Raw genomic sequence first — 17,561 nt, forward strand, 5'->3', positions numbered from 1 at the left:
TGCCCATAGCAATAGCACTGCGGGAAATCACAACGCCACCTCCAATCAAAGGTTTCAACAGGTTGTATGATGGCTGATGTTCCAAGGGTTTTCGTGATGGGTTGCGGATTCTTACACGATAAGTCCCACACCACATCCTGTGCGAGGCCAGATGGCCTCGCAGCTTTCGTCTTCTGTATGTCTCAGCCCTTGAGCAGGCTTACGCAGGTCGGCACGCGGCCTTCGATCTCGCCGTTCAGGGCCGCAGCACAGATCTTGTCCTCATAGGTGTCGTAGATCAGGCGCAGATGTTCGGGGCGCCAATCCGTCCCGATCCAGATCTTACCCGAAGTTTTCTGGGGCTGGCCTGCAGGCAAGTCCCCCTGCAGCGTCGCCGACAGCAAGGCCGGGATCTCGTCGGCATAGGCCTTGACCGTCCGCGCGGCCAGATCGTGCAGCCCATCTTCGGCATGCATTTGCAGGGCAGCGTTCTGATGGATCACCGCCCCGCCGTCGATATGCGAGGTGGTCTCATGCATGGTCACACCGGTCATCTGCGGTTCCAGCATGTAGCTGGGCCAGAAATGGGTGGTCACCCCGCGATATTGCGGCGAAAATCCGCCATGGGTGTTCCAGAACGTACAGCCCGCCGCAGCAATCAGTTCATCGCTCAGCTTGTGGCAGCCGTAGGAGAGCACCAGGCGCGGGCCGCAGTCACGGATGAAATTCACTGTTGCGGCATCATTCAGCGTCTGGGGTGTGACATCCAGCGTCCGCAGTCCGGCCGGGACCGAAGGGGTACCAAAGAACCGTTCTTCGGCTTCTTCACGGCGTTTGAAATGCAGGTTGAACAGGCGGGTCAGATCGTCCCCCAACCCTGCCGGCGCTTCTGGCATGAAGGGTTTGCGGCGCTCGATCACCCAACCGCTCAGTAAGCCGGCCTCGGCCAACTGGTTCGCAAGGTACTTGTGGCGCGGGTGATCCCCGGTAATGACAATCATCGACATTGATCAGTGGTCCATCTTTTGGGTGACAATAATATTCTGCTTTTCCAACTCTTTCAGGATCGGCAGAAGAGCATCCGGCCCACACCCGATCCGGTCGGCAATCGCGTTCAGCCCATGTGCGCCATCTGCAAGCGAAAGGAGCATCAGCAGCCGGTTTAGGGTCTGACGCTGATCCACAGCATTATCGCTGGAGTTGCCCCGATTCATTGGTGAGTTGATGGTCGGATAAAGGCCCCGGCGCCCCAGCTGCGGCTCACCATAGGGTTGAGTATTGCGCAGCATCAGGCCATCGTAATCGAAAACCTGCAAGAACTCGGCCAAGGCATCGGCAGCACGTTCGACCTGTTCGATCCGCATGAAGCGCTTGTCGTCGCCAGACGTGTGATATTCGACAAACTGCCCATATACGGTTCGTGCGGCCTGGATGATCGGAAAATTGAAACCCGGTGAGCAGAACTGGCGTTCATCCGACCCCGAGGTCGGCGTGAACGGACGCAATTCGAACCGCTCCGGATAGAGCTCGGCAAAACGCCGCGCCAACAGGTCGATAGAACTGGGCTGTTCCAGCCAGTCGCGCCGCGACAGTTTGAAACTCAGCGTCTCCCGGTAACCGCCAAGACAGGTCAGCACCATGCCGCCCCGTAGCCGGGGGCGCAACTCTTCACCGAACTGCGCCAGATAGGCGATCGATCCCAGCGTCTCGGGGCAGAGCAGAAAGCGGTAGGTGAAATGGCGCCGCGGCAGAGCCTTGATATTCTCATAGAGCCGCAACAGCCCCAAGGGGCCCGACAATTCGTTGTTAGCCATGCTGGGATGGCACAGGTAGGATGAAATCAGCACCACCTCTTCGCTCTCACCTGGCAGATCGCAGGTTGCGAAATTCACCTCCCCCTCAGAGAACGTGGTCTGGATATCGACGGTGTATTCCCCTTCCGGCAAGGTCATACGCTGCCGGTGCGGCAGGCAGAACCCCCACCGCGGGTTGTAGTAGCTTGTCACATAGGGAATGGCATCAGGCAGATGAGGCAGCGAATGCAGGTGCTTTTGCAACTCGTCCAGCGACATCTTGCCCTGAAACGGCTGCGAATAATTCACCAGATGCAGGTTGTGATCCCTGAAGTCGCAGACCACCTCACCGTCGGGCCCGATCAGGCGGGCCGCCTGGACGGACCATTCCAGCGGCACGGTCCAGTCCAGCACCTCACTGCCAGTGGCGACACCGTGCATCTCAAGCGGCATGTACTCCGCGAAAATGTTCAGGCTTTCGCGCAGGTCAGGACCGGTAATGCTCCGGCAGAGTGGGAAGAGTCGGTCGAACAGCTTCGACAAGTCAGCATTCATGTTTATGTGGCCTTATCTGTATTTGAGAATTACGTAACTAGAGATTGCATGCTCGCCCAAGAAAACCCTGGCTCGAATCTTTCTCCAAGGGCACGCCCGACCAGTTCTATGACCGCCGGGTCCGGTGCCACCTGGTGTCTTTTGATATCGTCCTGGAACCAGTAAGGCGGGTAGAGCACCTTGTTGGTCACCGGACGAGCATGATACCGGTAGGCTTGGGTAAAGCCCTCGTTCGCCATGTAATCCAGCCAGACCGCCGCCCGCTCGCGCAGATCGGGGGCCACTTTAGTCGGTTTTTCAAAACGCAGATGCGCCTCGAATTCTTCCCGGTCGCGCACAGTCGCATGACCGATCGGATAGTCGATCGGCGCGAAATGGCTGGCAAGGATACAGGGAACTCCCATGATCCCCAGTTCGATCGCCGTGGTCCCGTTATAGACCAGCCCCAGATCCATTCTGCTCTGCATGTCGTGCATGTCGAACCAGCGATGCCCCAGGAACACGGCATTTTCACCCAAGGGTTCTTCTATCAGGTCCCGGAAATACTCGGTCGGGAAAGTGGCGATCTGGTTGTTCAGCTCATGCGGGTGCGGCTTGATCAGCAACAGCGTGTTGCTGCCTTGCACAGCACGGATACAATGATTGACCCAATCCTTCATATTGCCGTGACCCGGACCGCCATCATAGGGCACCCCGCTATCGCACACCACCTTGCCAAAGGCACAGGCGATCTTGCCGCCCTTGGCCCGCCATTCGTTCAGGCGCTTGTCCAGCGCCTGGGCCTCCTTGGGTCGCCCCGAGGTCCCCTCGGTCGAGCGCTTGACCTTGGTCACCCCGATGAAACGCTCCATGATCGCCGGAATATCGTCCTTTTTCTGTTCGTAATAATTCTCGAAGAACTCGGGGATCGGGAAACTGCCCGAGCGCACCTGCGGGTATTGCGTCACGTTGCGCACAACGAACCGCTGCGAGATATTGGTCGAGAAATTGGTGAAATAGTTCTGATACCCGTTGGCGACCTGCAGGCAGAAGAAGTTCTTGGGATCGCCGTGTTTCTCGCAGAAGAAGCGGAACAGCGAATCCGGCAGGCGATAGCTGAACAGCGCGATACAGGTGGCAGGCAGGTTGCGCTCGCGCGTCGTCTTCAGGGCATATTGCAGCACCCGCGCCTCGGCCCGGGTCCATTCGGCCAGTCCGCCCAGATAATGTTGCAGCTCGGGACACTGCCAGTGGATCGAATAGCGGCGCCGGTTGATCGCCGCGTCTTCCCACAGCGAATGCCCCAGGTCGATCTTGCCCCAGCGCAGGGTCGCATTGTCCGGGTCGAAGACGAAATCCTCCACGTCCGGCATCACCTCGACAACCTCGGAACTGAGCACAATGTTCTGGTTGATCGCGCCGTTCATCACGTCGATTTCCCCGATCCCGGTCAGTTCCCGGGGCAACAACCCCTCGACGATCGGCACCACGGCCCAGCCCCTCCGCTTGAGCTCCAGAAGCACCATCAGCGGATTGCGACGCAAGGCATCGATATTGCGAGGCGCGATCAGAACCACCCCTTTGGGATCTTTCGGCTGCGGCACCGATTTGAAATGCTTGGCGGTCTCGATCAGGAAGCGCAGCTCGCCCACCCGCTTGATCAGGCTGTGGCTGGAAAAGGCGTTCACGGTGCTGGGATTGCTCAGCATCTGCCCATAGACTTCCTTGACCAGGTTCAGCGCCTCGTTGAACCGGCCCTGGCGTTGCAGGATGTTGGCGTAATACAGCAAGCCGCTGCGCCGACGCAGGTTCTTGGGCAGGGCCTTGTAGAAGGCATTGGCCTTTTCATATTCCCGCGCGATCATGGTCCAGCGAAAATAGCTCTGCATATCCCGGTTGATCTTGGGCTTGTGCCCCTCGAGCCGCTCCATGACGCGTCTGGACAGCGGAAGCTCGTTGACATCGCGCGCAATGGTAACTGGCACCGACCACAGGAAGGGCAGCATCTCGGCACGTTCAGACAGCGCCTCCATGCGCGCATGCACCCGGTCGATCTCGTCGCTCAACCCCAGTCGGCGGACCAGCAGAAGATAGTCGCACAGCACCAGAACCATATCCGTGTTCTGGTCCGCGGTCCGGGGCGCGCTGTCGTCGAACAGCGGCTTCAGCTCGGCCTTCATCTCCGCCAGCCGGGTCCGGGCCAGCTCGTACGAGCTGCTGTAATCGGGCACGTGCCGCACGCTGGCGCGCACCATGTCCTGGATCGCCTTGATCCGGGCCTGAAGCGTCTCGGCCTCGGCAAAATCCTTGTCGCAGATCTCGAGATAGGTGTCGCGCATCCGGCCTTGTAGCGCCAGTTCCTTGAAATCCTGCATGCCGGCCACGCCAAAGGACTCCTCGGCCGCCGCGCCGCTCTCCTCCGCCTTGGCAGAGGCCTTCTCCGCCTTGCTCTCCTTCTTGCCCGCCGAAGCGACCACCAGGCTGTCGTAATCGCCATCCTCGCTGGCCCAATCCATGGCCTCGCGGGCGATCAGGTCCACCATCCGCAGACTGTCCTGCAGGATCTTGGTGCGCCGCTTCATCAGCAGTTCGGGCGCGGCCTCGAGATTGGCCAGTTCCTTCACGATCCGGCGGGCAGCCGGGTGATAGGCGCCCTTCATCGCCCGGCACAGGGTGATGATATGGACCAGAAAGATGCTGTCGGGATATTTTCTCTGCGTCTTGAGAGCCGCCGACAGCAGACGGCGGCGCCCGGGTTCGGACACCATCTGCTGCCCGATCAGGTAACCGGCCTTGTAGGGAGCCGGACGGCAGGTCCGCTCCATCTCCGCCATCAGGGCGAACAGCTTGGCATAATCCTTCTGCTCGATCGGCTCGGTCATCTTCTGGCGCAGTTGCCGTGCCTTGTATTCGGCCACGCGGTCTGAATCGCCCAGCCCCTCATAGGCCCGCTCCCGCAGCCGCAGGGTCTTGGGACAGTTCGGCTTGTAGCGGCCGGGCAGATAAAGAATCTGGCTCGCCAGCTTGTAGCGATTATAGCGCAACAGCACCTTGCTCAGCCGCAATGGCGCACCATAGGTCAGTTTCCGGACGACCACGCTTTTGACACGATACAAGCTCTCGCGGAGCATAGCGTTCACCCCGCCTTACGATTTGTCGTCCAGAAGATCCCAGCTCATCGGCGTGCCGCGCTTGACATCCTGCCCGACCCGGCGGCCGATCAGCGCATCGAAATGGCGCGGCGCCAGGCCCAGGCCCGGGCGGATACGGCGCAGGTTCTCGGGCGTCAGCACATCGCCGGCCTTGAGATCGGCACCGATATAGAGCGAGCGCCGCTTGCGACGTCCGGCCTGTTCCGAGGCGGTGCCGCCAAAGGTGATCTTGCCCATGCCCGCCGCGGCGCGCTTGACCTCGGTCACCAGCGCGGTGAATTCATCGGGCTCCAGCGAAAAGGCGCTGTCCACACCGCCGGCGGACCGGTCGATGATGAAATGCTTCTCGATCACCGATCCCCCCAGGGCGGTGGCGGCGCAGGACACGCCGTTGCCCATGGTGTGATCGGACAGGCCGTAGTTGCAGCCGAAGGTCTGGCCGATCAGCGGCATGGTCACCAGGTTGGTGTTTTCCGGGCTGGCCGGATAGCTGGACGTGCATTTCAGCAGGGTCAGGTTGGTACAGCCCGCCGAGCGCGCCGCCTCGACCGCCTCGCCGATCTCAACCGCGCTGGCCATGCCGGTCGAGATGATCATCGGCTTGCCGGTCGCCGCCACGCAGCGGATGAGCGGCAGGTCGATCGCCTCGAACGAGGCGATCTTGTAGGCCGGCACATCCAGGCTTTCGAGCAGCTCGACCGCATCCTCGGAAAACGGCGTCGAAAAGGCCAGGATGCCTTTCTCGCGGGCCCGGTCGAAGATCGGCTTGTGCCACTCGGCCGGGGTCTTTGCCTCTTCATAGAGACTGTAGAGCGTGCGCCCGGTCCACAGCGACTTGGGGTCGGTGATGGTGAATTCGCCCTCGCTCAGATCCAGCGTCATGCTGTCGGCGGTAAAGGTCTGGATCTTGAGCGCATCGGCCCCGGTGGCGGCGGCGGCATCGACGATCTCAAGCGCCCGCTCCAGCGACTGGTTGTGGTTGCCCGACATCTCGGCAATCACGAAGGGGCTGCCGTCATTGGCGATGCCGTGGGTTTTGCTAAGTTCTTCTCTCAGTGTGAGCATGGGCGGTCTCTTTTCAAACGGTTGTTTCAATGTGGCCGGTGCGGTCCGAGGCTGTTCGTGTGCAGAAGTTTTTCCAGATTGGCCAGACGGAGCAAAACTTGCTTCTGGTGGGCGCTGGCCGGCATACTACCGCCAACGCGCCCCCGTTTATATGCCTCAAGGCTGGAGGAGTAGATCTCTGAGACATAATCGCGCGCTTGGAGATCCGCCACGCGTCTCAGCACCACAGAGGTTGCAGGATCAAGCTCGTCGACCAACCGCTCCAGGATCGCATCGACACGCTGCCTCGAGCCTGGCTGGGTCGCTTCAAATTGACCGGTCAGCTCTTCGTTCGGGCGGATCATGGTCCGATAGGGCAATCTCGAAAGCTGCTTGGCATAGGCATAGATTTCCCGCTTCGGCTGGCTCGCGTCGGTCAGCCCCCGCGGCCGCCCAAGCATGTAACGGGTGATCGGACCCGACATGGCCAGAAGCAGCGGGCGGACATTCCGCTCGGACCCGAATGTCGCAATCCGCTTGTTTGCCAGGTGCGAGTAGGTCAGGAACCGCATCATATCAAGCGCCATACGGGGCTTCTGTGCGGCTTCTCCGACATAGGCGTCGAATCTGGCAACTTCCTGATTAAGATAGCTGACCTGATCAATCGGCATGCGATTTGGCACCAGCATATTCGGCACCTGCGACGACAGCATCCCCCGCAAAAGCCCTTTTCGACCGAACTCCGGGTCAATTCTGCCCCCGCCATTCAGGCCTGCATAAAAACTGCTCGTCAGCTTCTGGAAATAGACATCCTCCAGGTAGCTGTCCGTCAGCTGGATGTTTCTTAGAAACGCCTCGTGCTGACGCTGCTGGCGATGTTCGGTTTTGGCCGCCCTCAGACCGGCATCTGATAGATACCCTGCTTCCTGGGTCTCGTTCAGAACAACCATATTGATATTGGCCAGCGCATCGAAATTCTGGCCATGAAAAACGATCGTATCCGTGTCCGGACGATTTATCAGAGCCAGGTGGGGGCCGCTGAAGGCAACGATGTCCTTTTCCATATTGGCAATGATGGCATCATAAATCACCCCATCCGCATAGACATCGTTGGGCACCAGTTCGACCTTGGCCCCAAGAGCCGCAGCCGCCGGCAGGGCGCGCTCCGGACCGTTCGAGGCCGAATGCTCCATGGTCATGAGCTTCAGCATGGGCGGGGGCAGGACTTCGCGCAGCCCCAGAAAGACGGCCACGCTGTCCACACCGCCCGAGAACATGACGGCCGCCTTCATATGCGTTTCCCGCAAGAAGTATTGCTGGACGCTCTGGCTGACCTCGGACATGGCACCGTAGAAGGTTTTGGGCCGCTTCCCCCCCTGTTCATCCGCGTTGCACAAATAGCTGCGGAATTGAACGACCTTGCCACCCTGCACCTCAAGAACGCTGCCCGGAGGCAGGCGTGTCACATCCTTGAACATCGTGGTGAAGGGCAATTGGTTGAAATTGCTCTTGGGCGCGTGGGACAGAAACAGGCTCAGGCCGACAGGGTCCATTTCGACCGCGTCTCCGATCTGCTGCAACACCGGGGAAAGCAGAGTTCCGGCGGCAAACTGCCCCTCTGTTTCAGTAAAGTAGCCGCCGCAATATCCCGGCGACGTGATGATACGCAGCAGATCCTTGTCCGCCCTGTGAATAACGACATAATTGCCGATACTGCGGCAGGCTTCTCCCTCCAGGAAGGTGTCCAGGTCCTGTTTCTTGCACTCTTTCGAAATTTTCCGTCGGGTTTTATGGAGCGGATCGCCAAAGACCTCCACGGCTGCTCCTGGACCGGGCTGGGCGGGTGGATACTGAAATACCTCAACAGACTGGCCCGGAATATCCCGGGCCTCGCGCGCAACTGGCCGCCTCTTGCGGACCTGTTTTCTCCAGTTTTCCCGCGCGCGCCACAGAAATTTTCGCGCCGAGGTTACAATCGATTTGCTATCATTGTGTTTCAAAATACCAGCCCATGTTTTTGTTACTTGTTAAATTCAAAACATATCAGTCCGAAACCGCGCGCATAATTCGGCACATATCCTCAAGCCCCGCGCGCAGGGAAAAGCCCGGCGCCCAGCCGAGCATCCGCTCCGCCTCGTCCAGCGCCATCGCCGTTTCTGGCATCGGCGTGTCGCTGTCGGTGTCATAGCGGATATTGCCCGCGTTGCCGAATACCGCATTGACGGTTTCGGCGATCTCGCCCACCGGGATGGCGCGGCCGCCGCCGATATTGCAGACCCCTGTCGCCGCGCCGCGCAGCGCCGCCAGAAACGCCGCCGTGGCATCGCGCACGTAAAGCTGGTCGATGCGGTAATCGGCATTGCCGGTCAGCACGATGGTTTCCCCCGCGCTGGCCTGGCCTACAAACCGCATCAAGGCGGGCGTGCCCTTTTCACCATGACCATAGACCGCCGCCAGCCGCAGCGCCACCGCCGCCGGCCCGCGGGCCCGGGTCAGCATCTCCAGATGCTGCTCGGCCATCAGTTTCGACAAGGCATAGGCATTGATCGGACGCGCCGGCGCGGTTTCGCGATAGGGCAGGCCGCTGGCGGGCGAATAGACCGCGATGGTCGAGGCCAGCACGATCTTTTGCAGCCCGTTTTCGCGCGCGGCATGCACCAGGTCGCCGATCGCCGCGACATTGGGCTCCCAGAACGGGGCCAGCTCCATCGGCGCGTCTTCGCGGGTCATCCGCCGCCCCGCCAGGTGGATCACCGCATCGGCCCCATCCAGCGCCGCCACCAGGCTGTCGCGGCTGTAATCGGTCTGTCGGTCGTCCGGCTGTTCCGCCGGTCCGCGTCCCAACCGGCGCACCTGGTATCCGGCCGCTTCGAGATCGGCGCACAGATAGCGCCCGATGAACCCCGAGGCGCCGGTGACCGCGATCAGGCCGGATGCGACGGCGCCGCTCATGGGGTCTCCCTCACGTAATAGCCCACCACCTCGAGCGTGCCGTTGACCGGGCGCACCTCTTGCCCCGCCTCATAGCGATACTCGTGATAGATCACGCCCTCGGGCTGGGGGAACCGCCCGGGGTCGAAGGCCGCGCCCGGCGCCATCTGCTGGAACATCAGTTCCATGTCGCGCCCGTGGCGGTTGCCTTCGCCATTGTTGGGCAGCGCCTCGGGCGTACCCTCGCCGGTCAGGCAATCCATGGTCATGGCGATCAGGTCGACCCGCTCGGCCGCCCGGATCAGGCGCCACATGTGGCAGCCATCCAGCCGCGGCGCGATCTCCACCACGCGCGGACCCTCCGGGGTCACGATCATCTGGAAATACAGCACCCCGTCCCGGGTTCCCATCGCCGCGATGATCCCGTCGACCAGTTCCAGCGCGGCGCACTGGTTGTCTTCGCTGACATCCTTGCAGGGCACCAGATGCCCGCGCGGCACGCCAAGCGCATGGGGTCCGTGCACCAGACGCTCGGACAGGACCTTCATCCGCACCTGGCCGCCGCAGACCATCACGTTGCACGAGATCTCGACCCCTTCGAGGAAGCCCTCGACAATCGCCTTGCGGCTGCGCGAGAAGCCGATCGCCTGGCTGATCGCGGGTTCCAGATCCTCGGCCCGGTCGATACGCACCACGCCGCGCTGGCCCTGGGCATCGGTGGGCTTGACCATGCAGGGGAAGTGATCCCAGCCCGCCGCCGCCGCCGGATCGCTTACCTCGACAAAGGGCACCGGGCTCAGGTCGTGCTCTTTCAGGAACGCCCTGAGTGCCGCCTTGTTGTCCAGCAGCGCGATGAAATCGCTGTCATAGAAATGCGGCAGGCCCAGGCGCTCGGACAGGGCCACCACCGAGGTCATCGCGATATCGGACGAGATCGAATAGACCAGATCGACCTGATGGCGCTGCGCCGCCTCGGCCAGCGCGTCCAGGTCGACGATGTTGATCGCCTCGACCACATCGCAATAGGCCTGCCCGGACTCGCCGGCGACCGGAGAGACGCCGATCACGAACCAGCCGCGATCCTTCATGTGGCGGATCAGATCGGCCTGACCGGCATTGGTGCCCAGCACCATGATCTTTTTCATCATACTCAACCTTAGTTTTGTGTCTGGCGAGAAGTAGTGTCAACGGTAGCCCGTTTCCGGTAATTTTCATTCTTGGGCTGCAGCGCATAGGCTTGATTGAAGCGGCCCTCGGCCTGTTCACGTTTTCCCATCTTCAACAGGGTGATACCCAAAGCGTAAAGGGCACGGTGATGATTGGGCCATTGCCGGAGCATTTTGACGAATACTTTTCTCGATTCTTCGTATTCGCCGACACCGCGCAATACGCGACCCCAATCGTAGTTCGCTTCGGAAGATGGATACAATGCCAACGCAACAGCGCTCTGCTCTAGCGCTTCAACATTCTTGCCGATCTGCAAAAGCGCGCAAGCCTTCAGACGGCGCACCTCTTCATGGGTGGGATACAAATTGATCGCTCGCGACAACCTGCGGATGGCCATTTCGTATTTCTTGTTCTTGAAGTGAACATATCCATCATAAAATGCCTGATTGAACCCAGCGATCTCCATCGAGCGCCCAAGTTCTGGAAACTCCGGAAGTTCCTTACCCTCAATCCAGGCCCGTAGCACAGGCTCCAGCCGCTCCCGATTGCGCAAGTACCCAGCTGGCCCATGACCAACATGCTTCATTGGAATGATCTTTGCGCCCGGCATCTTCCTGAGATATTCGGCCGATATAATGTCGACCGGATCATTCTCGCCAATAATCAGAGTCGCATCGAAACCTCCGGGGAAAGCATCCGCTATCGACGGATAGAAGAGTTCCGTGTCTTTATCGGCCAGATGATTGAAACGGCTGTGGGGAAGTTGCAGAACCGTTTCTCCGGCAAAGGCAAGCGCTCGCGCCTTCAACAAGCCCCCAAACAGCAATGCACCGTACCCACCCATGGATTGGCCCGTGCAGAGAATATCCGTTACCCCAGCTTCGCTGCACCAAGTCCGGATCCAGTCAATCGTCCCCGCCAGATCCTCTCCCATCCCCTTTACGCCATCCTGATACCAGCTGTTCTTGAAGCCATTCACGAACAAGATATTGTAATCTGAGACGAGTGCATTACCCACACCCCAGAAGTTGAACAATCTCGGGATACGCCCTGTCGCTGTGAAAAAAATCACAAGCTTGTCAGACTGCTCATTCCTCAACAGGTGAAAATGATCTTCCTGGAACGCGGTCTCGGTCGTCGTCTCTGCAATTGCGGCTGTTCCCTTGGGATCCCATCCGGCTGTTTTCGCCATATTCGACTATCTCCTCCGCATGATTTGAGTTCTGGAAAAAGTTTACTTACTCGACCAAGGCCTCGACCAGCCGTCTGGTCCCCTGCCCGTCCACCAAGCGTCGCCCCTCGGCCGCCATCGCGGTCCGTGCGGCATCATCCTCGACCAGCGCGGCCACGGCCGCGTGCAGTTCCAACGGCGTCACCGCCCCGACCTGGCCAAGATAACGGGCCCCGGTCAGTTCCTGCCAGCCCCGGCAGGGCCGTTCCTGATTGGGGGCCAGCCCCATGAACACGATCGGCAGGCCGCAGATCGCCGCCTCGTAGCTCATCGTGCCACCGCCGATCACCGCCAGATCACAGTCCCGCATCAGCCCCGCCATGTCGGGCGGATTGACATGGAACTCGGCCTGGCCCGCGGGCAGGGCCGCCACCTCGGCGGCGACCGCCTCGCGGCGCGGATTGCCCGCCCCCGACACGATCACCAATGTCACATCCGGCCCCAGACGGCCTGCCAGCGCCGCGATCGCGGTGGCGATAGCGCCCCGGTCGTCGCCGCCGCCAAAGGCGACCAGGACGCGCCGCACCGGGCGCCCGTCGGCCCGCGCGGCGATGCCTGCAAAGGCCGGGCGCAGCACCGCGTAGCGCGGCCCGAACAGGGTCCGGGTGCGGGCCGGCTCCTTCAGCCAGGGCAGATATTGTTCGCGCCGCTCATAGGGGCTGGCATTGACCAGCAGGTCGGGCTGAAATTCCCAGGGGGCACTGGCATCAAACTGCTGCAGCCAGCGCAGGCCCGCATCGCGCAGGATCTGCTGATATTCGGGATCGCCGCGATAATCGTCCATCACCGCATAGGGGGTGCCATGGTCCCGGCACAGCGCCACCAGCCGGGCCGCATCCTCGGCCGAGCTGCCGCGTTCGGGCACCTCGATCCAGTCGGCGAACAAGCGCGCATCCTGATCCGAGCGCAGCGTCTCGGGCGGCCCCAGCAGCACCGCCTGCCCGCCCAGGGATTGCAGATATCGCGCCATTTCCCGGCAGCGCATCAGATGCCCGATCCCCACCGCGGCGGATACAGCACAGCGAAATATCACCTTGTCTGTCACGCCTCGTCTCCTTGCGGACGCGGCTCGCGGCTTGGCTGTTCTGACATATCTTACATAATGATCTTAAAATGAAACGTCTGACATCGGCCCTTCGGTAGGCCGATTTCGGCAAGGTTGCAAATAAATAAATGCGGCCTGCGACCCTGCCGACCGGCCCGGTTCAGACCGGGTCAGGATGCCGTCCATTTGAGCTTGTCGCGCTGCACCTGCTCCACCGGCAGGATCTCTGCACGCTTGTAGGCCAGCGCCTGATCGACATTGCGCACATCCCGGCACAACCGGCGCAGCCCGTCGGGTTCCAGGCTGGCGGCGTGGTCGGTGCCCTTCCAGGTGCGGTCCAGGGTAAAGTGGCGTTCGATATGGGTGAACCGGCCCTTGCCCTCGGCCTCCATCCGGCGGCCAAGCGCCAGCGCGGCCACATCCGCGGCAATGCCCAGATGATGCCCGGAAAAGCCGATGCCCTTGACCGTGGAGCCGAACTTTTCCATCAGATTGCAGATTTCGAACAGGCAGATATCCTCGAAGGCCACCGGATAGCCCGAGGTGCAGCTGTAGATCACCAGATCCCCGGCCCGGCCCCGCTCGGCATAGAACTGCACCAGATCGGCGATTTCCTTGCCCGTGGACATGCCGGTCGAGACATGGATCTCCCCGGCGAAATTCTCGCACAGAAAGTTCTGCATCTCGTAATGCAGGTTGGTGGCCGAGGGAATCTTGAGCATGGTCGGGTTCAGCGCCGCCATCTCGCGCGCCGAGGTCAGATCCCAGACGCTGGTGGAATAGGCGATGCCATGGGCCTTGCAGGTCTCGATCAGCTCCTGGTGCTGATCGGTGTCGAATTCCAGGAACTCGCGATGCGCCCCATAGGTGTCGCCATAGGCATTGGCCGGCACCGGATGCGGGGTGTCATAAGCCTCGGGCGACAGCAGCTCTCGGTTATGGCGTTTCTGGAACTTGGCGACATCGGCATTGCACACCGTGGCCGCGACACGGATCAGCTCCTTGGCAATGTCCATGTCCCCTTTGTGATTGCACCCGATCTCGGCGATGATCTGAACGGGTCGGGTCTCTTGCGTCATATTGAAATCCTAAAAGAATTGGGGGCCGGGATTTTCTGTCCGGACTTGAGCCGAGAGTTACCCCGGACCTTCCATATGTGTCAAACACTCCCCTCGGGCCGGGGCGCCGCATCCGCGTCGATCTCGTGCAGGACCCGGGCGCCCAGATCGGGGGGACAGAACATGTCGTCGACCCAGCCGGGATCGGGCGCCCGATAGCGCAGGTGCAGCAGATCGCGCAGCGGGACGACCAGGTTGCTGGCCTCGAACAGGGCGCGCATCGGCGGCACCAGGGGATCGACATAGGCATCGACATAGTCCAGATGCACCATCGTCGGCACCCCTGCCCGCACCAGGTCCATCGCCGCCGTCGAGGTGCAGACGATCCCGATCGCGGCCTGGGCCAGCGCGCTGTCCATGTCGCAGGCGGTCAGGCGCAGATTGTCCGGCACCGCGAGCGCCTTCATCAGGTCCGGATAGCTGAACCGCTCCCTGTGCACATGGGTGGTGTTCTCTTCGGGCAGGTGGCGCAGCTTGATCCACACGGTCCGCTCCGGGTTGGACCGGGCGAGAGCCGCCATCACCCGCAGCATGTGCAGCCGTCCCCGCCGGGTCGAGGGCGACAGCGCCTGGGCAAAGAAATAGATATCCCCGTCGGGCAGCGCGGGTGGCGTGGCCCGCTCGGGGCGCAGACAGGCCGGGTGCCCGAACCCCACCCGCCGGGCCTTTCCCGGCCCGCCCGGATCCTGCGGCGGCAGTTCCGCGGCCTGCAACGCCCGGAACCGTGGCAGGTAATCGCGGGGGAACAGATAGACACTGTCGCAATAGAGCCGGTTGCGCATGCCCCGGTCGGGAAAGAAATCGAGCCCGGGCAGAAAGGCGATGATCCGGGGCCGGGCGCTGCTCTGGCGATAGGCGGGATCCATCAGCAGATCGGTCAGCACCCGGGGCACCTTGCAGACGATGATGGCATCCAGATCCGGCGCCCGCGCCGCCGCCGTCAGCCCGGCAAGATCCAGCACCGTGTAATCCCCCTCGGGCACATGCAGCGCCAGCTGCCGGGGCGACAGGGCCAGCTCGTCGGCAAAGGCGCCCAGCGTCACCTCGGCCGCCGGGTCGGCCGCGCGCAACTGGGCCCGCATCCGGGTGGCAAAGAACAGGGTAGAATCATCGCCGAACAGGATCAGCAGGCGTCGGGGCCGGGTCATGAACTCAGCTGTCTCCGCGTTCGAAATCTTCAAGGATGCGCTGCTGTTCCCGGTTATGGGCACGGTTGGCCGCCTTCAGATGCGCCGGTGACGGGATCCGTTCATAGATCGGCGCCGCCCGTTTGCCCAGCCGCCAGACCGCCCGACGCAGCCGCCACAACGCCCGACCCAGAGACGAGTTCTTGAGCTGCAAAAGCATCCTGCAAAACCGGTAAATCCAAGATCCACGAAGGATTTACACAGCGCCCCCCGGTTTGTAAAGGTAACCGGACTGCGGCGCCCGGACCCCGCGCCCGCCTGCCCGCGGCGCTTGGGCGCGACCCGACCCCGCGGCGCCAAATGCGCAAGACGACAGAGTATCGACATGACCGGCACAGCCCCCGCCCCCGAGGCCACCGCCTGCATCATCCTGGCCCGTGGCGGGTCCAAGGGCATCCCCGGCAAGAACCTGCGCCCCGTCGGCGGCGTCTCGCTGATCGGACGCGCCGTGCGCGCGGGCCGTGCCGCGCCCTCGGTCGAGGCGGTCTATGTCTCGACCGACGATGCCGCCATCGCCGCCGAGGCCCGCCTGCATGGCGCCCGGATCATCCACCGGCCCGCCGATCTGGCCGGCGACACCGCCAGTTCCGAATCCGGCTGGCTGCACGCGCTCGGCCCGGTGCGCGCCGATCTGCCGGCGCTGGAGCGGCTGGTGTTCCTGCAATGCACCTCGCCCTTCACCACCGGCGAGGATATCGAGGCCTGCCTGGCCGCGATGCGGGGCCAGGGCGCCGATTGCGCGATCTCGGTGATCGAGGATCACTCGTTCCTCTGGCGCCCCGATGCCCAGGGGTTCGGCACCGGCATCAATCATGACGAGACCGGCCCCAGGATGCGCCGCCAGGACCTGCCGCCCGCCTTTCGCGAAAGCGGCGCGATCTATTGCGTGCGGGCCGACGCCTTTGAACGGGTGGGCAACCGGTTCTGCGGCCGGGTGGCGCTCTGCCCGGTGGATCACCCGGCGGTCGAGATCGACAGCCTGCGCGATCTCGACCTGTGCAGCCAGCTGGCGCGCAGCCACGGGCTGGACAGCCCGGCGGCGGATCGTCTCGGCCGTATCCGCGCGGTGGTGATGGATTTCGACGGGGTGCATACCGACAATCTGGTGATCACCGACCAGAACGGGGTCGAAAGCGTGCGCACCTCGCGCGGCGATGGCATGGGCCTCTCGCTGCTGCGCGAGGCCGGGCATTGGCGGCTGATGATCCTGTCGAAAGAGCGCAACCCGGTGGTGCTGCGCCGGGCCGAGAAACTGCAGATCGAGGTCCAGAACGCCACCGACGACAAGGTGGCCGCCCTGTCCGGCTGGCTGTCCCGGCACGGGCTGGACTGGGGCCAGCTTCTCTATGTGGGCAACGACATCAACGACCGCGCGGCGATGGAGCAGGCCGGCCTGTCGGCCTGCCCCTCGGATGCCCATCCCGAGATCCTGGGACTGGCCGACTGGATCCTGCCGCATCCGGGCGGGCATGGCGCGCTCCGGGCCATGGCCGACACGCTGCGGGCGGCACCGCGCGCGGGACAGCCGGACGACCGGAAATGACATCCGACACCTTTGTCGTGGCCGGCGGCGGCCTGTCCCTGACCCGGCTGATCCCCGGCCAGGTGCTGGTCACCGACCGGATTGTCCGCACCAACAATTTCTTCTTCGAGCCGATGCACTATCTGGGCCGCCGGGTGGATCTCGCCTTCATGGGCGGCGATCCGCGGGTGGCGCCCTTCATGTTCGAAACCCTCTGGCGATGCCGCGCGGATTACAACCTGACCGCCTGGAGCAGCCACAACCCCGCCGTCATCCGCGCCGGGCAGCGCCGGTTCGGCGCCTGCTACCGGGTGATGCGCTATCGTGACGCCGCGATCGAGGCCGAGGTCGCCGCCCTGATGGCCCGGCACGACCGCAAGCCGACCACCGGCACCTATGCCGCCCTGATGGCGCATGGCATGGGGGCGCGGCGCATCATCCTGACCGGGATCGACTTCTACAATGGCGGCCAGCGCTATCCGTTCGAACCCGGTCGCCACCAGCGCGACCTGATGGGTCAGGATCTCAACCGCCGGGGCATTGATCAGCACCTGCATGCGCCGCAGCTGGATCTGGATATCCTCTCCGCGCTGATCCGCCGGGGCGATGCCGAATTCCTGCGCAGCGGCGCGGGAACGCCGCTGGACAGCCTGATGCCGCAGGCCCCCGTGCGCACGGGGCAGCCGGTGATCCCCACCCCGCGCACGCCGCCCACCGACTGGGCGTCGCGGGCGGGGCTCTATCCGATCGCCTGGCTGAAGCTGATGCGCCGGGCCAGCGCCATGCTGCGCGGCCTGCGCGGCCAGAGCTGAGATCCGGCCGGAAACAGGCTCTATACAGGCCCTATGAAGGGGGTTT

The 17,561-nt window shown here is 62.6% G+C and carries 14 protein-coding genes; 2 read left to right on the forward strand and 12 right to left on the reverse strand.

From position 1 onward, the window contains the following. Positions 1-182 precede the first annotated feature (182 nt). The 12 genes from AC2FNA_RS20750 to AC2FNA_RS20805 form a co-directional block, all read right to left on the reverse strand. Positions 183-980 carry a formyl transferase gene (locus tag AC2FNA_RS20750; protein WP_496829834.1) on the reverse strand — a complete coding sequence of 266 codons (798 nt, stop codon included), beginning with the start codon at positions 978-980 and terminating at the stop codon, positions 183-185. Positions 981-989: 9 nt separating this feature from the next. Beyond that, complete coding sequence (locus AC2FNA_RS20755; RefSeq protein WP_496829836.1) at positions 990-2,327, reverse strand: DUF4910 domain-containing protein; 1,338 nt, start codon at positions 2,325-2,327, stop codon at positions 990-992. Positions 2,328-2,356: 29 nt separating this feature from the next. Continuing rightward, entirely contained in the window at positions 2,357-5,422 is a 3,066-nt protein-coding gene (locus AC2FNA_RS20760; protein WP_496829838.1) for a hypothetical protein, read from the reverse strand. A gap of 30 nt (positions 5,423-5,452) precedes the next feature. Further along, positions 5,453-6,523: a pseudaminic acid synthase gene (gene pseI, locus AC2FNA_RS20765; protein WP_496829840.1), complete on the reverse strand. Its 1,071-nt coding sequence runs from the start codon at positions 6,521-6,523 to the stop codon at positions 5,453-5,455. Positions 6,524-6,549: 26 nt separating this feature from the next. Further along, positions 6,550-8,502, reverse strand: coding sequence for a hypothetical protein (locus tag AC2FNA_RS20770; protein WP_496829842.1), 1,953 nt, complete (start codon positions 8,500-8,502; stop codon positions 6,550-6,552). A 43-nt stretch (positions 8,503-8,545) separates the two neighbouring features. Beyond that, complete coding sequence (locus tag AC2FNA_RS20775) at positions 8,546-9,454, reverse strand: NAD-dependent epimerase/dehydratase family protein (protein WP_496829844.1); 909 nt, start codon at positions 9,452-9,454, stop codon at positions 8,546-8,548. Continuing rightward, positions 9,451-10,578 (reverse strand): ATP-grasp domain-containing protein, encoded by a 1,128-nt coding sequence (locus AC2FNA_RS20780; protein ID WP_496829846.1) that lies wholly within the window; start codon positions 10,576-10,578, stop codon positions 9,451-9,453. The genes AC2FNA_RS20775 and AC2FNA_RS20780 overlap by 4 nt, the downstream gene beginning before the upstream one ends. 11 nt (positions 10,579-10,589) lie before the next feature. After that, positions 10,590-11,792 (reverse strand): tetratricopeptide repeat protein, encoded by a 1,203-nt coding sequence (locus AC2FNA_RS20785; RefSeq protein WP_496829848.1) that lies wholly within the window; start codon positions 11,790-11,792, stop codon positions 10,590-10,592. Positions 11,793-11,838: 46 nt separating this feature from the next. After that, positions 11,839-12,876 (reverse strand): PseG/SpsG family protein, encoded by a 1,038-nt coding sequence (locus AC2FNA_RS20790; RefSeq protein WP_496829850.1) that lies wholly within the window; start codon positions 12,874-12,876, stop codon positions 11,839-11,841. A 170-nt stretch (positions 12,877-13,046) separates the two neighbouring features. Further along, positions 13,047-13,955, reverse strand: a complete 909-nt coding sequence (locus AC2FNA_RS20795; RefSeq protein WP_496829852.1) for an N-acetylneuraminate synthase family protein — start codon at positions 13,953-13,955, stop codon at positions 13,047-13,049. Positions 13,956-14,035: 80 nt separating this feature from the next. After that, positions 14,036-15,142 (reverse strand): DUF6716 putative glycosyltransferase, encoded by a 1,107-nt coding sequence (locus AC2FNA_RS20800; RefSeq protein WP_496829854.1) that lies wholly within the window; start codon positions 15,140-15,142, stop codon positions 14,036-14,038. 4 nt (positions 15,143-15,146) lie between these two features. Continuing rightward, positions 15,147-15,341 carry a hypothetical protein gene (locus tag AC2FNA_RS20805; protein ID WP_496829856.1) on the reverse strand — a complete coding sequence of 65 codons (195 nt, stop codon included), beginning with the start codon at positions 15,339-15,341 and terminating at the stop codon, positions 15,147-15,149. A gap of 165 nt (positions 15,342-15,506) precedes the next feature. Between AC2FNA_RS20805 and AC2FNA_RS20810 the strand changes: the two genes are divergently transcribed. Continuing rightward, positions 15,507-16,724 (forward strand): cytidylyltransferase domain-containing protein, encoded by a 1,218-nt coding sequence (locus AC2FNA_RS20810; RefSeq protein WP_496829858.1) that lies wholly within the window; start codon positions 15,507-15,509, stop codon positions 16,722-16,724. Then, positions 16,721-17,515 (forward strand): hypothetical protein, encoded by a 795-nt coding sequence (locus tag AC2FNA_RS20815; RefSeq protein WP_496829860.1) that lies wholly within the window; start codon positions 16,721-16,723, stop codon positions 17,513-17,515. The genes AC2FNA_RS20810 and AC2FNA_RS20815 overlap by 4 nt, the downstream gene beginning before the upstream one ends. Positions 17,516-17,561: the final 46 nt, after the last annotated feature.

Source organism: Ruegeria sp. YKSD163 (genome assembly GCF_059612905.1).